The sequence below is a fragment of the Pseudomonas sp. EMN2 genome (genome assembly GCF_009650555.1).
Taxonomy (GTDB): Bacteria; Pseudomonadota; Gammaproteobacteria; order Pseudomonadales; family Pseudomonadaceae; genus Aquipseudomonas; species Aquipseudomonas sichuanensis.
This window is the reverse complement of sequence record NZ_VZZR01000026.1, coordinates 21,203-37,829: the sequence shown is the minus strand read 5'-3', so window position 1 is coordinate 37,829 and position 16,627 is coordinate 21,203. Positions and strand designations below refer to the sequence as shown.

Below are 16,627 nucleotides of genomic sequence, written 5' to 3'. Positions count from 1 at the left end.
TTAAGGCCACCAGGTGTTCGCCGATGGTTTTGCAGCGCCTATGAGATCGAGCGCCGCGCGGGCGGCGCTCGATCTCATAGGCGCTACAGAATCCCCCGACAAACCCGGAGCGCAGCCGAATTTTCTCCTCATGATCTAGTCTTTTACCCACAAATTCCCCATTCCACCCCTGCGGCAATCAGCCCCAGCAAAAAATGTACTAACTTGTTAATTAGCTTGCTAAGGGCTTAAACTGCGCCGCATTCCACCTGCGAGATCCCTGGCATGAAAGACAACCCCCGCGCCACTGGCGCCCCCACATTCATCCTGGTCGGCCTGGGCGTGATCGTCGCCCTGCTCGGCCTGCTGCTGGCCGCCGGCGGCTTCAAGCTCGCCGGCCTCGGCGGCTCCTGGTACTTCCTGGTCGGTGGCCTGGCCATGGCCATCGCCGGCCTGCTCATTGCCCGCCGCAAACCCGCCGGCGCCTGGCTGTACGCCGTGTTCCTGCTCGGCACGCTGATCTGGGCCGTGACCGACGCCGGCCTGGTGTTCTGGCCGCTGTTCTCGCGCCTGTTCATGTTCGGCGCGATCGGCCTGCTGGTGGCACTGGTCTATCCGCTGCTGGTGCGCGCCCAGGGCGGCAGCAGCGGCCGCGGCGCCTATGGCATCGCCGCTGTGCTGGCCGTGCTGCTGGCGATTGCCGCCGGCAACATGTTCGTCGCCCACCCCAGCGTAGCCCCCACCGGCAAAGGCCCGGGCCTGACTCCAGTCGAAGCTGGCAAGGAACAGAAGGACTGGGCCCACTACGGCAACACCGAAGGCGGCAGCCGCTTCGCCGTCCTGGACCAGATCAACCGTGGCAACGTCGACAAACTGCAAGTGGCCTGGACCTACCACACCGGTGACGTGGCCATCAGCGACGGCAACGGCGCCGAAGACCAGCTCACCCCGCTGCAGGTTGGCAACAAGGTGTTCATCTGCACCCCGCACAACAACCTGATCGCCCTCGACGCCGACACCGGCAAGGAGCTGTGGAAGAACGCCATCAACGCCCAGTCCAAAGTCTGGCAGCGTTGCCGTGGCATGGCCTACTTCGACGCCAGCGCGCCGATCGCCCAGCCTTCCCAGCCAGGCAGCTCGCCCATCACGGTCGCCAGCGTGCCCGCCGGTGCCAACTGCCAGCGCCGCCTGCTCACCAACACCATCGATGGCCGCCTGATAGCCGTGGACGCCGATACCGGCGAGTTCTGCCAGGGCTTTGGCAACAACGGCCAGGTCAACCTGATGACGGGCCTGGGCAATGTGCCCGACTCGTACTACCAGCTGTCGTCCGCCCCGTTGATGGCCGGTACCACCGTGGTGGTCGGCGGTCGTGTGGCCGACAACGTCCAGACCGACATGCCCGGCGGCGTGATTCGCGGCTTTGACGTGATCACTGGCGAAATGCGCTGGGCCTTCGACCCAGGCAACCCAGAAGATCGCAAAGCCCCTGAAGGCGACGCCACCTACGTGCGCAGCACCCCCAACAGCTGGGCACCGATGTCCTACGATCCGGCCATGAACACCCTGTTCCTGCCGATGGGCTCCTCGTCCACCGACATCTACGGTGTCGAGCGCAACCAGCTGGACCACACCTATGGCGCTTCGGTGCTGGCCCTGGACGCCACCACCGGCAACCAGAAGTGGGTGTACCAGACCGTGCACAACGACCTCTGGGACTTCGACCTGCCGATGCAGCCCAGCCTGATCGACTTCACCAAGGACGATGGCCAGACCGTGCCCGCGGTGGTGATCGGCACCAAGGCCGGGCAGATCTACGTGCTCGACCGCGCCACCGGCAAGCCGCTGACCCAGGTCGATGAAGTACCGGTCAAGCCGAGCAACATCCCCAACGAGCCGTACTCGCCAACCCAACCGAAATCCGTCGGCATGCCGCAGATCGGCGCGCAGACCCTGACCGAATCGGACATGTGGGGCGCCACCCCGTTCGACCAACTGCTGTGCCGCATCGACTTCAAGAAGATGCGTTACGACGGCCTGTACACCGCGCCAGGCACCGACCTGTCGCTGAGCTTCCCGGGCTCGCTCGGTGGCATGAACTGGGGCAGCCTTTCGACTGACCCAGTGCACGGTTTCATCTTCGTCAACGACATGCGCCTGGGCCTGTGGATCCAGATGATCCCTTCGCAGAACAAGGGCGCGGCAGCGGGCGGTGGTGAAGCGCTGAACACCGGCATGGGCGCCGTACCGCTCAAGGGCACCCCGTATGCGGTGAACAAGAACCGCTTCCTGTCGGTAGCCGGCATCCCGTGCCAGGCGCCGCCGTTCGGCACCCTGACCGCCATCGACATGAAGACCCGGCAAATCGCCTGGCAAGTGCCGGTGGGCACCGTCGAGGACACCGGCCCCCTGGGTATCCGCATGCACCTGCCGATCAAGATCGGCCTGCCGACCCTGGGCGGCACCCTGTCGACCCAAGGTGGCCTGCTGTTCATTGCCGGCACCCAGGACTTCTACCTGCGCGCCTATGACAGCAGCAACGGCAACGAAGTCTGGAAAGCCCGCCTGCCAGTGGGCAGCCAGGGCGGCCCGATGACCTACGTTTCGCCCAAGACCGGCAAGCAGTACGTGGTGGTCACCGCTGGCGGCGCGCGCCAGTCGACCGACCGTGGCGACTACGTGATGGCATACGCACTGCCATAAACCTCTGACAGACATCGCGGGGCAAGCCCGCTCCCACGCAGCCCCTTGATGCTGGCGTGGGAGCGGCGGTGCGCCGATGCGACTTGCCCCGCGATGGTTTCCACACGATTTCAGGATTACCTGCAATGCCATCCGCTATTCGCATCACCCCTGCCCTGCTCCTGGCAGTCGCCAGCACCACCGCCCTCGCCGACAACGACCTGCTCACCCGCAACACCCTGACCGGCGACTGGGGCGGCCTGCGCCACCAGCTCGAAGAAGACGGCATCAAGTTCACCGGCGACTACAGCGGCGAAACCGCCTACAACGCCCACGGCGGCCTGCACCGCTCGGCGCGCTACTCGCAGAACCTCAAGCTTGGCGTGCAATTCGACCTGGCGAAGCTGTACAGCCTGGACGGCAAAGTCCAGCTGACCATCAACGACCGTCGCGGCAACAGCGCCTCGGAAGACCTGGTGGGCAACCGCCTGCCCATCCAGGAAAACTACGGTGGCCTGTACACCCGCCTGACCGAACTGAGCTACGAGCGCAATTTCACCCCGGCGCTCAACGTCAAGCTCGGCTACATGGCCATGGGCAACGACCTGGGCGGCCTGGACAGCGGCATCCTGTGCAACTTCATGAACGCCGGTTTCTGTGGCCACCCGCTGAACATGTCCGGCGGCAGCGGCTGGACCAACTACCCCAACGCCCACCTGGGTGCGCGGGTCAAGTACGACCTCTCGCCGGCCTGGCAGCTGCGGATGGCCGCGTTCAACGTCGACCCCGAGAGCAATGGCAATTCCAGCCGTGCCTGGCACCTGGGCCCCAAGCACACCACCGGCACGGTGGTCCCGGTGGAGCTGGTGTACAAGCTGCAGGGCGAGCTGCCGGGCGAGTACAAGCTGGGCTACTACTACGACAGCTCCGATGTGAAGCGCATTGGCAGCAGCAAGGAAGTGTCGGGACGCGGCGGCCATTATCTGCTGATCGACCAGGCCGTATGGAACGACCCCACGTCGCCGGGCCGCAGCCTGCATGCCTTCGGTCAGTATTCGGCATCGAGCAAGGCGGCCTCGCCGTTCACCAAGTGGTATGGCACTGGCGTTGTGCTGTACAAGCCGTTCGCAGGCCGCCCGAAGGATACCGTGGCGCTGGGGTATGGCCGTGCGGTGCCGAACCCGCGTAGCCGGGATGTGCTGGAAGACGCCGCATTCGATGCCGGGCAGGACTTCCCCAACCTGGACAGTGCCGAGCAATTGATTGAACTGAGCTATGGCTACCAGGCCACGCCTTGGCTCAACCTGCGACCGGATGTGCAGTACATCGTCGAGCCGGGGGCGTTTTCCGGGAAAGAGATCGATAACGCGCTGGTGGTGGGCCTGCAGGTCAAGGCCACTTTCTGACTTTCAGGCCTCATTCGCGGGGCAAGCCCGCTCCCACGGGTTAGACCCTTCCTAGAAGTTGGACACCAATCCAACCCTTGGGAGCAGTCCAACCCGTGGGAGCGGGCTTGCCCCGCGATCTGTCCATCAAGCCGTGCGCAAGTACTCCGCCAACCTGACCAGCATCGCATCACACCCGCGCAACTGCTCCACGCTGACAAACTCATCCGGCTTGTGTCCCTGGTCCATGCTCCCTGGCCCACACACCACGGTGGGAATACCGGCCTGGTCGAACAGCCCCCCCTCGGTCCCGAACGCCACCGTACCGAAGTCATCAGAGCCACTGAGCAGTGCCACCAGCCGCGCCGCCTCACTGTCGGCCGGCGTCGCCAACCCCGGGTACGCGCTCAACGGCTTCAGGCGTATGTCACTGCCTGCACTCACCGCCCGCATGCGCGGCAGCAACTCGGCCTCGGCATAGGTCTGCAAGCGGTCAGCCACCGCCTGCGCCTCGAACCCCGGCAAGGCCCGCACCTCAAAATCGAACTCGCACTCCTCGGGCACGATGTTCAACGCCCGTCCGCCCTTGATCACCCCGGTCTGTACCGTGGAGAACGGTGGGTCGAAGCGCTCGTCATGCTGCTCGGGCCGCGCCAGCTCGTCACCGATTTCACCCAGCTTGCCGATCAGCCGCGCGGCATACTCGATCGCATTGACCCCATAGGGCGCATACGCCGAATGACAGGCCGCGCCATGCACCTGGCAACGCATGGCCAGCTTGCCCTTGTGGCCAAGCACCGGCTTGAGCTCGGTGGGCTCGCCGATCAGGCACAGCCTTGGTTTGTGTGGCCGCTGCTGCAGTGCCTCGAGCATCGAGCGCACGCCCAGGCAACCGACTTCTTCGTCATAGGAGAACGCCAGGTGCACCGGCAGCTTCAACGGTTGCGCCAGAAACGCCGGCACCGCCGCCAGCACCGAGGCGATGTAGCCCTTCATGTCGGCGGTGCCGCGACCATACAGCCGGCCATCACGCTCGGTCAGCTCAAAGGGCTCGACGGTCCACGCCTGGCCGTCCACCGGCACCACGTCGGTGTGCCCGGACAACACCACGCCGCCGCGATCGGTCGGGCCGATGGTGGCGAACAGGTTGGCCTTGGTGCCCTCTTCATTGAGGAACAGCTCGCTGTCGACCCCAAGCCCGGCCAGGTAGTCACGGATGAAGCCGATCAGCTCCAGGTTCGAATCGCGGCTGACGGTGGCAAAGCCCACCAGCCGCGCCAGCAACGCCTGGCTGGACCGCTCATTCATCGCCCGGCACTCCGTAGCTCGGCGCGACGGTGGGGTTGAGTGCACGGGTCACGTAGTCCTGCATCTGCGGGCGATAGGCCTGCCACAACTTGTCCAGTTCGCCGATCGGGTCCTGCTCGGCCCAGTCCACGCGCAGGTCAACCAACGGCCAGGTCAGCTCGCCGGCGATCTTCATCGCCGCCGAATGCACCGGCCCCGCCTCGCCGCCGGCGGCCATGGCCGCATGCATCGCTGCCAACAGGCGATCGGCCAGGTGGCCGCCGGCCTGTTCAAAGGCGGCGACCATCGCCTCGATCACGGCCTGCGACGACAACAGGTTGCCCGCCGCCGCGCATTGCTCGCCAGCCACCGCGTTGTGCACGCCCAGGGCCTCCTTGCCGGTGAACAGCGCCACCTGGCCACGGCTGTCGATCACCGTCACCTGGCGGTACTCGCTCCAGCCGTTGGCGCTGAGCACCTGGTCCAGCACTGCGGCAGGCGGCAACTGCCCCTGCTCGAGGGCATCGAGGATCTGCGGGCCGAGCGCCGGCAAGGTGATGTTCTGGGTCGCGACTGCGCCCACGCCAGCCCGCACCCAGGGGCAGCGGGCGCCCACGGCGATGCTCGACGAACTGATGGCGATGCCGACCTGGCCGGTGTCCTGGCAGCGGCCGATGATGGAGAAGGTCATGGGTGCAGCTCCTGTCTGGGTTTGCCTGCATTCTCGGCAAGCCCTGGCAGGTGCGAAACGAGCATTTTCATGGGCATTGCACAGGAAAAAACTAATGGGCCTGTTGGCAAAGTATCGTGGGAGCGGGCTTGCCCCGCGATTGCCATATCGCGGGGCAAGCCCGCTCCCACAGGCCGCCCCCCCTTCGCCAATTTATCGGCAAGCCCCAGCTAAATACTATTTTCGCGATTTCCCAGCCATCCCTAGTCTGGCCCCAGGCAACGGCGGTCCTCCCAACCGACCTCAACAACAACCGCCTGAACAAGGGCTCGGACATGACACTGAACAATTACCAAATCGACACCCTCGTGGTCGGCGCCGGCCAGGCCGGCGTGGCCATGAGCGAACACCTGAGCAAGCTCGGCGTGCCGCACCTGGTGCTGGAGCGCAACCGCATCGCCGAGGCCTGGCGCACCGGCCGCTGGGACTCGCTGGTGGCCAACGGGCCAGTCTGGCACGACCGCTTCCCGGGCCTGGAATTCGACCTCGACGCCGACGCCTTCGCCGGCAAGGACCAGGTCGCCGACTACTTCGAGCAGTACGTACGCAAATACAACCTGCCGGTGCGCACCGGCGTGGAAGTGAAAAAAGTGGCGCGCAACGCCGACCGCCCAGGCTTCACCATCGAAACCAACCAGGGCGTGATCCACGCCAACCGCGTGGTGGCCGCCACCGGCCCGTTCCAGAAACCGGTCATTCCGGCCATCGCGCCAAAGGATGAAAGCCTGCACCAGATCCACTCGGCCGCCTACTTCAACCCCGAGCAACTGCCCGAAGGCGCGGTGCTGGTGGTCGGCGCCGGCTCCTCCGGCGTGCAGATCGCCGAAGAGCTGATGCGTGCCGGGCGCCAGGTGTACCTGTCGGTCGGTGCCCACGACCGCCCACCGCGCAGCTACCGCAACCGCGACTTCTGCTGGTGGCTGGGCGTGCTCGGCGAGTGGGACGCGGAGATCGCCAAGCCCGGCCGCGAACACGTGACCATCGCCGTGTCCGGCGCCCGAGGCGGCCACACCGTGGACTTCCGTGCCCTCGCCCACCAGGGCATGACCCTGGTCGGCCTGACCCAGTCGTTCGAAGGCGGTGTGGCGCGGTTCCAGGACAACCTGGCCGACAACATCCAGCGTGGCGACGAAAACTACCTGGCCCTGCTGGATGCCGCCGACGCCTACATCGAGCGCAACGGCCTCGACCTGCCGCCGGAACCTGACGCGCGCAAGCGCCTGCCCGACCCGGACTGCGTCAGCAACCCGCTGCGCGAACTGGACCTGGCCAAGGCCAATGTCACCAGCATCATCTGGGCCACCGGTTACGGCGTGGACTTCAGCTGGCTGCAGGTCGACGCCTTCGATGCCAACGGCAAGCCCCAGCACCAGCGCGGCGTGTCGAAAGAGCCGGGCGTGTACTTCCTCGGCCTGCCTTGGCTGTCGCGCCGTGGCTCGTCCTTCATCTGGGGCGTTTGGCACGACGCCAAGCACGTCGCCGGCCATATCGCCACCCAACGCACCTACCTGGCCTACCGCGATCGCGACCAGCGCAACGCGCAAGAACAGGACACTTCGCTCAATAATGTCAGCACCCTCGGAGCCCACTGATGCCTACCCATACCCGCATCCGCATGTTCAACACCAAGGTCACCTACCCTAACCAGACCCTGGACAACGACCTGTGCCAGGCGGTCCGCGCCGGCAACACCATTTATGTTCGCGGCCAGGTCGGCACCGACTTCGAAGGCCGCCTGGTCGGCCTGGGTGACCCACGGGCCCAAGCCGAGCAGGCAATGAAGAACGTCAAGCAACTGCTTGAAGAGGCAGGCTCGGACCTGTCGCACATCGTCAAGACCACCACCTACATCACCGACCCACGCTTCCGCGAGCCGGTGTACAAGGAAGTGGGCAAGTGGCTCAAGGGCGTGTTCCCGATTTCCACCGGGCTGGTGGTGGCGGGCCTGGCCCAGGCTGAATGGCTGATGGAGATCGATGTGATCGCGGTGGTGCCGGATCAGCAGTAATCCGACCTGAAGCAATCGCGGGGCAAGCCCGCTCCCACGCCGATCCTTGATGCTGGCGTGGGAGCGGGCTTGCCCCGCGATGCTTTTCAGAACCTGGCCAATTCTTCCCGGCAAAACTCCACGAAAAGCTGTGCCGGCTTGGTCAACTGCACCCGCTTCAGGTGCGCCGCAGCCAGCCCCGACAGCGTCACCGGCTCGGCGATGTCCAGCATCACCAGGCGCTGGCCGTCATAGGTGAACTCGGTATGCGGCCGGGTCACCAGCAGCGAAAATCCGAAGCCCTGCCCCACCATCCCGCGCACCATCTCTATCGACGGCGAACTGAAGACGATGTTCGGCGTGAGCCCCAGTTCGTTGAACAGGCTGACGAAGTAGGTTCGGCTGGGCGCCACGTCGAGCAGGATCATCGGCTCCGGGCACAGGTCGCGCAGCGACACCTGGGCCTGGCCGGCAAAGCGGTGTTTCTCCGGCAACAGCACGTAGGGCTTCTGCGGCGGCATCAGCGGCTCGGCCTCGATGGTGCCGTCCAGGTCATGGTCGTAGAGGAACGCCAGGTCGAAGGTACCGGCGGTCAGGCCCTGGATCAGTTCCTGCTGCTCACCGTCGCGCAGGCGGATGTCCACCCCGGGGTAACGTGCGCGAAAACCGGCGATCAGCCTTGGCAGGTACAGCGGCGCCACGGTCTCGAAACAGCCGATGTCGATATGCCCGGCCACCGTGTCGTTGTCGGCCAGGGCGTTCTGTTCGAACTCGTGGGCCATCTGCAGCAGGGCGCGGGTCTTGGCGTAGAAACGCTTGCCGCTGGGGGTCAGTGACACACCCTGGGCGTGATGACGAATGAACAGCTGTACGCCAAAACTTTCTTCCAGGCTCTTGATCGCCGTAGAGATGGACGGTTGGGCGATATACAGCTGACGCGAGGCTTCGGCAACGCTGCCGGCCTCTACGGTGGTGACGAAGTACTTGAGTTGACGCAAGGTGTATGAAGCCATGGGTACCTCTATGGCGCCGTGGCCGGCACGCTGGGATTTTTCCCACAAGCTTACTCTGTGTGACAGGGTCTCGGAGGGTTGCGGCAGGCAAGGATTAACCTAGGGGTTGAACATATTATTTGTTGCAGCGGACTTGGCCCTCGCCACGCTTTCCGAATACTGGACAGAACCTCCCGACGGCCCCGGAGCATCCCAGGACCGCCGAGTGGTTTTGAAAGGCTGCCGCCGTTACAGGCCATTGCCTTCAGTCGAACCCAGCCTTTGGCACGCAGTCATTACCGATCAGTCTGTGAGCTGCAGCACAGCGAGATTGATCATGGGGTGATGCGCTACGTGAGTGAGACGACTCAATCAAAGTCAAAGTCAGGCTGGCAGAGGCCCACCGGGGTCCAATATGTGCCTTCTGGGCAAGCGGGATTCGCGTGGGCCAGTTGGGTCAGGCCAGCAGTGGTCAACAGGGCGATCAGGACGAGCTTTTTCATACATGTTTCCTTGAATGGGATGTCTGCTTTAACGGCGGCAGGCGAGTTGTCTTACTCTCCTGCCGACAGCCAGACAGACCTTATCCCTCAGCCCAAACCTACGACTTTAGGTAATGCCCCACACATGCCTCGGAAACCTAACGCTGCTTCGTAGGAACGCCAAAGGGCACAGTGCTCCGCCTCCTGCCAGACGATATGATCGCCCCTGCCCACGCGACGCTGTCCACAGACGCAAGCGCATGAACATTCATCAGACGCGCCAAGGTTCAATCAAAATCGAATGCCGGCTGGCACAGCCCCATCGGAGAGCGCAAGGTACCTTGCGGGCAAGCCACTCGGGGGACGCCGATGCTTGCCAAGTGAATGCTCACGGCAAGGGCCGCGTTGCGCGGGGCAAACGGCGAAATGGCCTCACCCTCGGCCCTATCCCGCAGGGTGGGCTCCTGGCCATAGGCAACCTGGAGCACACTTGCAGCGGCCAACAGCGCGATTGTTGCGATCTTTCTCATTCTGACTCCTTGAATGGGCTTCGCTGGCGGGTCGTGCCAGCGTCAAAGACTCTAGCCCTGAACCTCACCACTGCATTCAGGTGTTGGCCGATGCGCCCCCTGAAATCATTTCTTGTTTTGTAGAAGCGCCCTCGCCAGCCCAAGATCGCAAACGCTTTCAAGCGCTTTCGCCAAGCCATTGGTTGACGGCGCTGTGTTGATCAAAGACCGTCGAATCACCGGTTTCACCAATGACGAAGAAGCCGCGTTGGAGCCACCGGATGTCGTGCCGCTGCTGATAGCAGATGAGTTACAGCGTCTGGGCGCACGTGATGAAACTTGGTCAAGGCGTTGCTCTCCAGTTGAAATGATCTTCACCGCCAGACCGGCCCAGGCGTGGTGAGATGAAACAACTGCGCCTTGTGTTGCAGCAGCTCATTCGAACGTAGCGATTGGATGGCAATCATCCCCAATCAGCTTATAGCCAGGCTCGCACACCAAGCCTGCACTACTACCAACCGATCGGTGCTTGGGTACGAGCGGCTGGTTGGCGTGCACGTTATCTACCGCCTGGCCCATCTGTTCGGGGCCGGAGAGCGGTTGTTCCGTCGGTTCTTCGGCTTGAGCCAAAGTGGCGGCGCTCAGTAACAGGATCATCGTCAGCACTTTCATGGGTTGCTCCTCAAGGTTGCCAGGGTTGGGTCATGACACCTGCCAGAAACTGGCAGGTGCAAGACCGTGCAACCGTAGCGAGCGCCCCGGTATCCGGGCACCTGGACACGTTGCCCGCCAAAGGCCGAACAGTTACCTCAGCCCCGCACCCCGAGCATCCCCCGTTCAACGATGAAGTCGATCACCGCCTGCAATCCCTCGCCTTTCTTCAGGTTGCTGAAGGTCCATGGTCGCTCGGGGCGCATGCGGTTGGTGTCGCGCTCCATCACCTCCAGCGAGGCACCGACGTAGGGCGCCAGGTCGGTCTTGTTGATCACCAGGAAGTCCGACTTGGTGATGCCTGGCCCACCCTTGCGCGGGATCTTCTCGCCTTCGGCGACGTCGATCACATAGATGGTCAGGTCGGCTAGCTCCGGGCTGAAGGTGGCGCTGAGATTGTCGCCGCCGCTCTCGACAAAGATCACTTCAAGGTTGCCGAACTTGCGCGCCAGCCCCTCCAAGGCCGCGAGGTTCATCGAGGCGTCCTCGCGGATCGCGGTATGCGGGCAGCCACCGGTTTCCACGCCGACAATGCGCTCGGGCTCCAGGGCGCCGGCCTCGGTGAGGATGCGCTGGTCTTCCTTGGTATAAATATCGTTGGTCACCACGGCGATGTGGTAGTGATCGCGCATGGCCTTGCACAGGCATTCGAGCAGCGCGGTCTTGCCGGAACCGACCGGTCCGCCGACACCGACACGCAGGGGTTGCTGGTAGTTTTCCATCTAGGCAGTCCTCAGGAACGGAACAAACGGGTGTATTGGGTTTCGTGGCGTGACGAAGCGATGGCCAGCAACGGCAGGCCACCACCGAGCTGGTCGTCGTCCAGCGCCAGGGCTTGATCGAGTACCGCAGGCAATTCCTCGCCCAGATCGCGCAGCAGGGTCTGCGCCGCCTGCTGGCCGAACGGCACCAGCTTGACCCCGGCCATCACCGCCCCCTCCAGCCAGGCAAAGCCAAGGCCGAGAGCGAGCTGGCGCAGCGGGATCGACCAGTGCGCGCCAAGCCAGGCCATGCCGCCAAGCTGGCTGAGTTCAAGGCTGGGCCGCCAGGCCGGCGCCTGGCCCAGTTGCCAGCCATCGAGCAGGCGCGACAGGGCGCTGCCGCGCTGCTGCTCTTCAAGGCGCAGCTCGGCGGTTTCGCGGTTGGCCAGCAGAAAGCGGCTCCAGTGCGCGAAGGCTTGAGCGTCGCCCGCCTGGCAGGCACGGTACAGGCGCGCCAGCAGCGGCCAGTCGAGGTAGCCGAGGGTGTCGTGCAACTGTTCACGTTGCCAGGCTGCGAAGCTGGCGGTATCCCGTACCCAGCCGGCTTCGACCGCCCACTCCAGGCCCTGCGAGTAGGTAAAGCCCCCCACCGGCAGGCCGGGGCTGGCCAGTTGCAGCAGGCGCAGCAGCGCCAGGTCGCTGTTCATCAGCCGGCCAGCACCAACGCTGCACCGGCCAGCAGGCCGCCGCCGAAGGCCTTCTGCAGGCCGGCATGGCGGCGCAGCAGGCAACCGACGGCGAAGCCTGCGGCCAGCAGCAAGCCGCTGACGGTGACGAAGCCGGCGCTGAACTGCCAGAACGCACTCGGCGTGGCCTCGACGCCATGGGCCCAGCCATGGAACAGGGCGAACACCGGCATGATCAGCGACAGCAACAACTGGCGGCTGGGCAACAGCATGGCCGCGGCGGCCACCAGCAGGGAGCCGAGGATCATCTGTTCCATGCCGACCACATCACCGAATAGATGGCCGCACACCGCGCCGCCGAACATGGCCGCCAAGGTGGCCAGCGGCAGGGCCAGGGTTCGGCCGGTCAGCGCGGCGAGCACGCCGGTGCCGAGCAGCATCAGCAAATGATCGAGGCCGGTCAGCGGGTGCAGCAGGCCATCCTGCAACGGGTTGGCGTCGTGGCCTGGGTGGGCGAAGGCCGGCAGGGCCACCATCAGCAGCATCAGGGCGAAAGTCTTTTTCATTGTCAGCTCCAGGAGGTGTTCAGGAATGGGCTTGCAGGCGCACGAAGGGATGGTCGTGAGCATGGCTGTGGCTATGCGGAGCGCTCTGGTAGGCGCCGGCCTCGGGCTCGAACGGCGCCTGTTCTGCAGCCACCGTCAGCCCCAGGCCACGCAGCATGTCGTCGAGCACATGGTCGTGTTGGTAACGCAGCAGGCCCGGTTCGATCTGCAGCGGCACATGGCGGTTGCCCAGGTGGTAGGCGGCGCGCGCCAGCAGGTGCGGGTCGCTGCAACGCACGGTGGATACCGCCTCGGGCGCTGCCAGCACGCGGATCACCTGCTGGCCTTCGGCATCGGCGAGCAGCTCGCCACCGCGCAGCAGGTGGCCGCGTTCGAGCATCAGGCCGGCATCACGGCCATCGTCGAGGGTCACGCGCAGGCGGCTCTTGATGCGGCTGTCGACAGTCAGGGTGACGCTGCCGGTCACCGTTTCGGCGTCGGCGACCCTGCGGGTAAGTACGATCATGTTCACTCCTTTCAATCAAATCGGTCATGCGGGCCTGGGGACGTGAGAGCGGCGGTGCCGTCCATCGCGGGGCAAGCCCGCTCCCACAGATGCCGTCCAGCCAAATCATTCAGAACAGGAAATAACGCTGGGCCAGCGGCAGTTCGCTGGCCGGCTCGCACACCAGCAGCTCGCCGTCGGCGCGCACCTGGTAGGTCTGCGAATCGACCTCGATCACTGGCTGCAGGGTGTTGTGCAGCATGTCTGCCTTGCGCACCTGTCGGCAGCCGTGGGCCACGCCGATCAGACTGTGCAGCTTCAGTTCCTCGGGCAGGCCACGGTCCATGGCGGCCTGGGACAGGAAGGTCATGCGCGTGGCATGCCGCGCCGCGCCCAGGGCACCGAACATCGGCCGGTAGTGCACCGGTTGCGGCGTGGGGATCGAGCCGTTGATATCGCCCATGGGTGCGGTGACGATCATGCCGCCCTTGATCACCAGCGCCGGTTTGACCGCGAAGAACGCCGGTGCCCACAGCACCAGGTCGGCCAGCTTGCCCACCTCCACCGAGCCGACCTCGTGGCCGATGCCATGGGTCAGCGCCGGGTTGATGGTGTACTTGGCGATGTAGCGCTTGACCCGGAAGTTGTCGCTGTAGCTGCTGTCCGGCGCCAGCGGGCCACGGCGCAGCTTCATCTGGTGCGCCACCTGCCAGGTGCGCAGCACCACCTCGCCGACCCGGCCCATGGCCTGGGAGTCGGACGAGGTCATGGCGAAGGCGCCCATGTCGTGGAGGATGTCCTCGGCGGCGATGGTCTCGCGGCGGATGCGCGACTCGGCGAAGGCCACGTCCTCGGCGATGCTCGGGTCCAGGTGGTGGCAGACCATCAGCATGTCCAGGTGCTCATCGACGGTGTTGACGGTGTACGGCAGGGTCGGGTTGGTCGACGACGGCAGCACGTTGGCCTGCCCCGCCGCGCGGATGATGTCCGGGGCGTGGCCACCGCCGGCACCTTCGGTGTGGAAGGTGTGGATGGTGCGGTCGCCGATGGCGGCCAGGGTGTCTTCGATGCAGCCGGACTCGTTCAAGGTGTCGGTGTGGATCGCCACCTGGATGTCCATTTCTTCGGCCACGCCCAGGCAGCAGTCGATCGCCGCCGGGGTCGAGCCCCAGTCCTCGTGCAGCTTGAGGCCCACCGCACCCGCGGCGATCTGCTCGCGCAGCGCGTCGGGGCGCGAGGCGTTGCCCTTGCCCAGCAGGCCGATATTGATCGGCAGGCTGTCTGCGGCCTGGAGCATGCGCGCCAGGTACCAGGGGCCGGGGGTGCAGGTGGTGGCGTTGGTGCCGGTGGCCGGCCCGGTGCCACCACCGATGAAGGTGGTGACGCCGCTGGTCAGTGCTTCTTCCACCTGCTGCGGGCAGATGAAATGAATGTGCGAGTCGATGCCACCGGCGGTGACGATCTTGCCCTCGGCGGCGATCACCTCGGTACCCGGCCCGACCGCCACGGTCACACCGGGCTGCACGTCGGGGTTGCCGGCCTTGCCGATCGCAGCGATACGCCCGTGCTTGACGCCGATATCGGCCTTGACGATGCCCCAGTGGTCGATGATCAACGCATTGGTCAGCACCAGGTCCATGGCCTCGGCCGCCAGCATCTGGCCCTGCCCCATGCCGTCGCGGATCACCTTGCCGCCGCCGAACTTGACCTCTTCGCCATAGACCGTGAAGTCTTTCTCCACCTCTACCCACAGCGCGGTGTCGGCCAGGCGCACGCGGTCGCCGACGCTGGGGCCGAACATATCGGCGTAGGCCCGACGGGAAATTCGGCTCATACCTTGTTCTCCAGCGCGCCCATCACCTTGCCCTGGAAGCCATACACTTCACGCTTGCCGGCGTAGGCCACCAACTGCACGGTGCGCGCCTGGCCCGGCTCGAAACGCACCGCGGTGCCGGCCGGGATATCCAGGCGAAAGCCCAGGGCCGGCTCGCGCTCGAATACCAGGCAATCGTTGACTTCATAAAAGTGGTAGTGCGAACCGACCTGCACCGGCCGGTCGCCATGGTTGGCCACACTGACACTGACCGTGGCGCGGCCGACGTTGAGTTCGATGTCGCCAGCGGCGACCTGGATTTCTCCGGGGATCATGGGCAGCACCTCAGACGATAGGGTCATGCACGGTCACCAGCTTCGTGCCGTCGGGGAATGTGGCTTCGACCTGGACGTCGTGGAGCATCTCCGGCACGCCGTCCATCACCTGTTCGCGCACCAGCACTTCACGACCCAGGCTCATCAGCTCGGCCACCGTGCGGCCATCGCGGGCGCCTTCGAGCACCGCCGCGCTGATCAGCGCCACGGCCTCCGGGTAGTTGAGCTTCAGGCCACGGGCCAGGCGCCGTTCGGCCAGCAAGGCGGCGGTGAACAGCAGCAGTTTGTCTTTCTCTCTTGGGGTCAGCTCCATGGAGGCTCTCTTCAGGTGGCCCAGATGCGCGGCGGGCACGGCGCCAGGCCGAGCACGGCCGGGCGCAGCAGGTGCCAGAGGCGCTGCAGGTGGTGTTGCAGGTGTTGGTTGTCGTGGTCGAGCAGGCGAATCACCAGCAGTGAGCCAAGCAAAGTGGCGCCGGCCGGGGTCTTGAGTTCATCGAGCAGCTCGCGCACCTGCTCCAGCACCGCGGTGTCAGCGGGGGCGGCGCAGAAAGTGGCCAGCAGCGGGTGGTTGCCGAGCTTGGCCAGTTGCCCGCCGTCGATGCGCAGGCGCTCGTGCAGGCCGGGCTCGTCGGGCAGTTCGATGCACAGACGGCTGTCGAGGGCGCCCTGCTCGAACCGCTCATTCATCACCGGGCGGCCCAGGCACAGGGTTTCCCAGGCCAGCAGGCGGGCACCGGGCGCCAGGGTGAAACGGCTGTCGAGGCTGGCGCGGGCACCATTGAAGAAGATGCTGTCCTGGGGCAGCCATTCCAGGGTGCTGCCGGCTGCCAGGTGGAAGCGCTGCGCCAGCCGTGCGGTCGGGCCGATGCTGCGGTAGAACTTGCTGGCGCCGGGCATGGTCAGCAGTGCATGGCTGCCCGCTTCAAGGTGAATGTCCAGCTCCAGGCGGTCACCGGCGACGATGCCGCCGGGCGGGTGCAGCACATAAACGTGGCATGGGGCGCCCTCGGGGTAGAACGGCCGCTGCACCAAAAGAGGTCCGACATGGCGGCGCGCACCAAGCCGGGTCACGCCTTCACGTTGGACGAAGCGCAACTGCAGGTGCGCGCTCCAGCCCGCCTGCTCGTCGTGTGCCGTGTGCGGCTCCGGCAAGGACATCCCAAACCCCCGTCATCCGTGGCCTTGGCCGCTCTGGCTTAACGTCTTGAACGCCATGCCAGCGCGGCTGCCTGACCAATCGATCAAAATTCATAAACGGGATGTTGCAGGTTGCAGGCCAAGTAATCAGATGAATCCGG

General features: G+C 65.2%; 19 protein-coding genes. 5 read left to right on the top strand and 14 right to left on the bottom strand.

Translation table 11 applies throughout. From position 1 onward, the window contains the following. Positions 1 to 264: 264 nt before the first annotated feature. Both F6X61_RS09685 and F6X61_RS09680 read left to right on the top strand, forming a co-directional pair. Positions 265 to 2,682 carry a glucose/quinate/shikimate family membrane-bound PQQ-dependent dehydrogenase gene (locus F6X61_RS09685; RefSeq protein ID WP_153786434.1) on the top strand — a complete coding sequence of 806 codons (2,418 nt, stop codon included), beginning with the start codon at positions 265 to 267 and terminating at the stop codon, positions 2,680 to 2,682. A 125-nt stretch (positions 2,683 to 2,807) separates the two neighbouring features. Continuing rightward, positions 2,808 to 4,067 (top strand): carbohydrate porin, encoded by a 1,260-nt coding sequence (locus F6X61_RS09680; protein WP_153786433.1) that lies wholly within the window; start codon positions 2,808 to 2,810, stop codon positions 4,065 to 4,067. 126 nt (positions 4,068 to 4,193) lie between these two features. On the opposite strand, the gene argE is transcribed toward F6X61_RS09680, so the two are convergent. Both argE and F6X61_RS09670 read right to left on the bottom strand, forming a co-directional pair. Then, positions 4,194 to 5,354, bottom strand: a complete 1,161-nt coding sequence (gene argE, locus F6X61_RS09675) for an acetylornithine deacetylase (protein WP_153786432.1) — start codon at positions 5,352 to 5,354, stop codon at positions 4,194 to 4,196. Then, positions 5,347 to 6,024: a DUF1028 domain-containing protein gene (locus F6X61_RS09670; protein ID WP_153786431.1), complete on the bottom strand. Its 678-nt coding sequence runs from the start codon at positions 6,022 to 6,024 to the stop codon at positions 5,347 to 5,349. The genes argE and F6X61_RS09670 overlap by 8 nt, the downstream gene beginning before the upstream one ends. 314 nt (positions 6,025 to 6,338) lie before the next feature. Between F6X61_RS09670 and F6X61_RS09665 the strand changes: the two genes are divergently transcribed. Together F6X61_RS09665 and F6X61_RS09660 are read left to right on the top strand one after the other, a co-directional pair. Further along, complete coding sequence (locus tag F6X61_RS09665) at positions 6,339 to 7,655, top strand: NAD(P)/FAD-dependent oxidoreductase (RefSeq protein WP_153786430.1); 1,317 nt, start codon at positions 6,339 to 6,341, stop codon at positions 7,653 to 7,655. Further along, positions 7,655 to 8,071 (top strand): RidA family protein, encoded by a 417-nt coding sequence (locus F6X61_RS09660; protein ID WP_153786429.1) that lies wholly within the window; start codon positions 7,655 to 7,657, stop codon positions 8,069 to 8,071. The genes F6X61_RS09665 and F6X61_RS09660 overlap by 1 nt, the downstream gene beginning before the upstream one ends. An 86-nt stretch (positions 8,072 to 8,157) precedes the next feature. Here the strand turns inward: F6X61_RS09660 and F6X61_RS09655 are convergent, their stop codons facing one another. The 3 genes from F6X61_RS09655 to F6X61_RS09650 all read right to left on the bottom strand — a co-directional run bounded on the left by F6X61_RS09655 (position 8,158) and on the right by F6X61_RS09650 (position 10,054). After that, a complete protein-coding gene (locus F6X61_RS09655; RefSeq protein WP_153786428.1) occupies positions 8,158 to 9,063 on the bottom strand; it encodes a LysR family transcriptional regulator in 906 nt (301 codons plus the stop codon). A 347-nt stretch (positions 9,064 to 9,410) separates the two neighbouring features. Beyond that, positions 9,411 to 9,545: a hypothetical protein gene (locus F6X61_RS27250; protein WP_256671343.1), complete on the bottom strand. Its 135-nt coding sequence runs from the start codon at positions 9,543 to 9,545 to the stop codon at positions 9,411 to 9,413. A gap of 266 nt (positions 9,546 to 9,811) precedes the next feature. Next, entirely contained in the window at positions 9,812 to 10,054 is a 243-nt protein-coding gene (locus F6X61_RS09650; protein WP_153786427.1) for a hypothetical protein, read from the bottom strand. Between the two features lie 196 nt (positions 10,055 to 10,250). On the opposite strand from F6X61_RS09650, the gene F6X61_RS27540 reads away from it, so the two are divergent. Further along, complete coding sequence (locus F6X61_RS27540; protein ID WP_218575532.1) at positions 10,251 to 10,436, top strand: hypothetical protein; 186 nt, start codon at positions 10,251 to 10,253, stop codon at positions 10,434 to 10,436. Between the two features lie 32 nt (positions 10,437 to 10,468). On the opposite strand, the gene F6X61_RS09640 is transcribed toward F6X61_RS27540, so the two are convergent. The 9 genes from F6X61_RS09640 to F6X61_RS09600 all read right to left on the bottom strand — a co-directional run bounded on the left by F6X61_RS09640 (position 10,469) and on the right by F6X61_RS09600 (position 16,487). Continuing rightward, positions 10,469 to 10,705, bottom strand: coding sequence for a hypothetical protein (locus F6X61_RS09640; RefSeq protein ID WP_153786426.1), 237 nt, complete (start codon positions 10,703 to 10,705; stop codon positions 10,469 to 10,471). Positions 10,706 to 10,842: 137 nt separating this feature from the next. Further along, the gene (ureG, locus tag F6X61_RS09635) at positions 10,843 to 11,466 is read right to left on the bottom strand and encodes an urease accessory protein UreG (RefSeq protein WP_153786425.1); all 624 of its coding nucleotides are present in this window, start codon (positions 11,464 to 11,466) and stop codon (positions 10,843 to 10,845) included. Between the two features lie 11 nt (positions 11,467 to 11,477). Continuing rightward, positions 11,478 to 12,152: an urease accessory protein UreF gene (locus F6X61_RS09630; protein WP_153786424.1), complete on the bottom strand. Its 675-nt coding sequence runs from the start codon at positions 12,150 to 12,152 to the stop codon at positions 11,478 to 11,480. Continuing rightward, complete coding sequence (locus F6X61_RS09625) at positions 12,152 to 12,697, bottom strand: HupE/UreJ family protein (protein WP_153786423.1); 546 nt, start codon at positions 12,695 to 12,697, stop codon at positions 12,152 to 12,154. Before F6X61_RS09625 ends, F6X61_RS09630 begins: the two co-directional genes overlap by 1 nt. Positions 12,698 to 12,716: 19 nt before the next feature. Beyond that, positions 12,717 to 13,202, bottom strand: a complete 486-nt coding sequence (gene ureE / locus F6X61_RS09620; protein WP_153786422.1) for an urease accessory protein UreE — start codon at positions 13,200 to 13,202, stop codon at positions 12,717 to 12,719. A 109-nt stretch (positions 13,203 to 13,311) separates the two neighbouring features. Continuing rightward, a complete protein-coding gene (gene ureC, locus F6X61_RS09615) occupies positions 13,312 to 15,015 on the bottom strand; it encodes an urease subunit alpha (protein WP_153786421.1) in 1,704 nt (567 codons plus the stop codon). Further along, positions 15,012 to 15,329 carry an urease subunit beta gene (locus F6X61_RS09610; protein ID WP_153786458.1) on the bottom strand — a complete coding sequence of 106 codons (318 nt, stop codon included), beginning with the start codon at positions 15,327 to 15,329 and terminating at the stop codon, positions 15,012 to 15,014. Before F6X61_RS09610 ends, ureC begins: the two co-directional genes overlap by 4 nt. 10 nt (positions 15,330 to 15,339) lie before the next feature. Then, complete coding sequence (locus tag F6X61_RS09605) at positions 15,340 to 15,642, bottom strand: urease subunit gamma (RefSeq protein WP_110992797.1); 303 nt, start codon at positions 15,640 to 15,642, stop codon at positions 15,340 to 15,342. Positions 15,643 to 15,653: 11 nt separating this feature from the next. Further along, positions 15,654 to 16,487 carry an urease accessory protein UreD gene (locus tag F6X61_RS09600; protein WP_153786420.1) on the bottom strand — a complete coding sequence of 278 codons (834 nt, stop codon included), beginning with the start codon at positions 16,485 to 16,487 and terminating at the stop codon, positions 15,654 to 15,656. Positions 16,488 to 16,627 lie beyond the last annotated feature (140 nt).

Bases quoted from the DNA above. Each gene is read 5' to 3' on its own strand.
- F6X61_RS09625 (WP_153786423.1), bottom strand. From the start codon at position 12,697: ATGAAAAAGACTTTCGCCCTGATGCTGCTGATGGTGGCCCTGCCGGCC.
- ureC (WP_153786421.1), bottom strand. From the start codon at position 15,015: ATGAGCCGAATTTCCCGTCGGGCCTACGCCGATATGTTCGGCCCCAGC.
- ureE (WP_153786422.1), bottom strand. From the start codon at position 13,202: ATGATCGTACTTACCCGCAGGGTCGCCGACGCCGAAACGGTGACCGGC.
- F6X61_RS27250 (WP_256671343.1), bottom strand. From the start codon at position 9,545: ATGAAAAAGCTCGTCCTGATCGCCCTGTTGACCACTGCTGGCCTGACC.
- F6X61_RS09660 (WP_153786429.1), top strand. From the start codon at position 7,655: ATGCCTACCCATACCCGCATCCGCATGTTCAACACCAAGGTCACCTAC.
- F6X61_RS09610 (WP_153786458.1), bottom strand. From the start codon at position 15,329: ATGATCCCCGGAGAAATCCAGGTCGCCGCTGGCGACATCGAACTCAAC.
- F6X61_RS09685 (WP_153786434.1), top strand. From the start codon at position 265: ATGAAAGACAACCCCCGCGCCACTGGCGCCCCCACATTCATCCTGGTC.
- F6X61_RS09630 (WP_153786424.1), bottom strand. From the start codon at position 12,152: ATGAACAGCGACCTGGCGCTGCTGCGCCTGCTGCAACTGGCCAGCCCC.
- F6X61_RS09600 (WP_153786420.1), bottom strand. From the start codon at position 16,487: ATGTCCTTGCCGGAGCCGCACACGGCACACGACGAGCAGGCGGGCTGG.
- F6X61_RS09680 (WP_153786433.1), top strand. From the start codon at position 2,808: ATGCCATCCGCTATTCGCATCACCCCTGCCCTGCTCCTGGCAGTCGCC.
- F6X61_RS09605 (WP_110992797.1), bottom strand. From the start codon at position 15,642: ATGGAGCTGACCCCAAGAGAGAAAGACAAACTGCTGCTGTTCACCGCC.
- ureG (WP_153786425.1), bottom strand. From the start codon at position 11,466: ATGGAAAACTACCAGCAACCCCTGCGTGTCGGTGTCGGCGGACCGGTC.
- F6X61_RS09665 (WP_153786430.1), top strand. From the start codon at position 6,339: ATGACACTGAACAATTACCAAATCGACACCCTCGTGGTCGGCGCCGGC.
- F6X61_RS09655 (WP_153786428.1), bottom strand. From the start codon at position 9,063: ATGGCTTCATACACCTTGCGTCAACTCAAGTACTTCGTCACCACCGTA.
- F6X61_RS09650 (WP_153786427.1), bottom strand. From the start codon at position 10,054: ATGAGAAAGATCGCAACAATCGCGCTGTTGGCCGCTGCAAGTGTGCTC.
- argE (WP_153786432.1), bottom strand. From the start codon at position 5,354: ATGAATGAGCGGTCCAGCCAGGCGTTGCTGGCGCGGCTGGTGGGCTTT.
- F6X61_RS09670 (WP_153786431.1), bottom strand. From the start codon at position 6,024: ATGACCTTCTCCATCATCGGCCGCTGCCAGGACACCGGCCAGGTCGGC.
- F6X61_RS09640 (WP_153786426.1), bottom strand. From the start codon at position 10,705: ATGAAAGTGCTGACGATGATCCTGTTACTGAGCGCCGCCACTTTGGCT.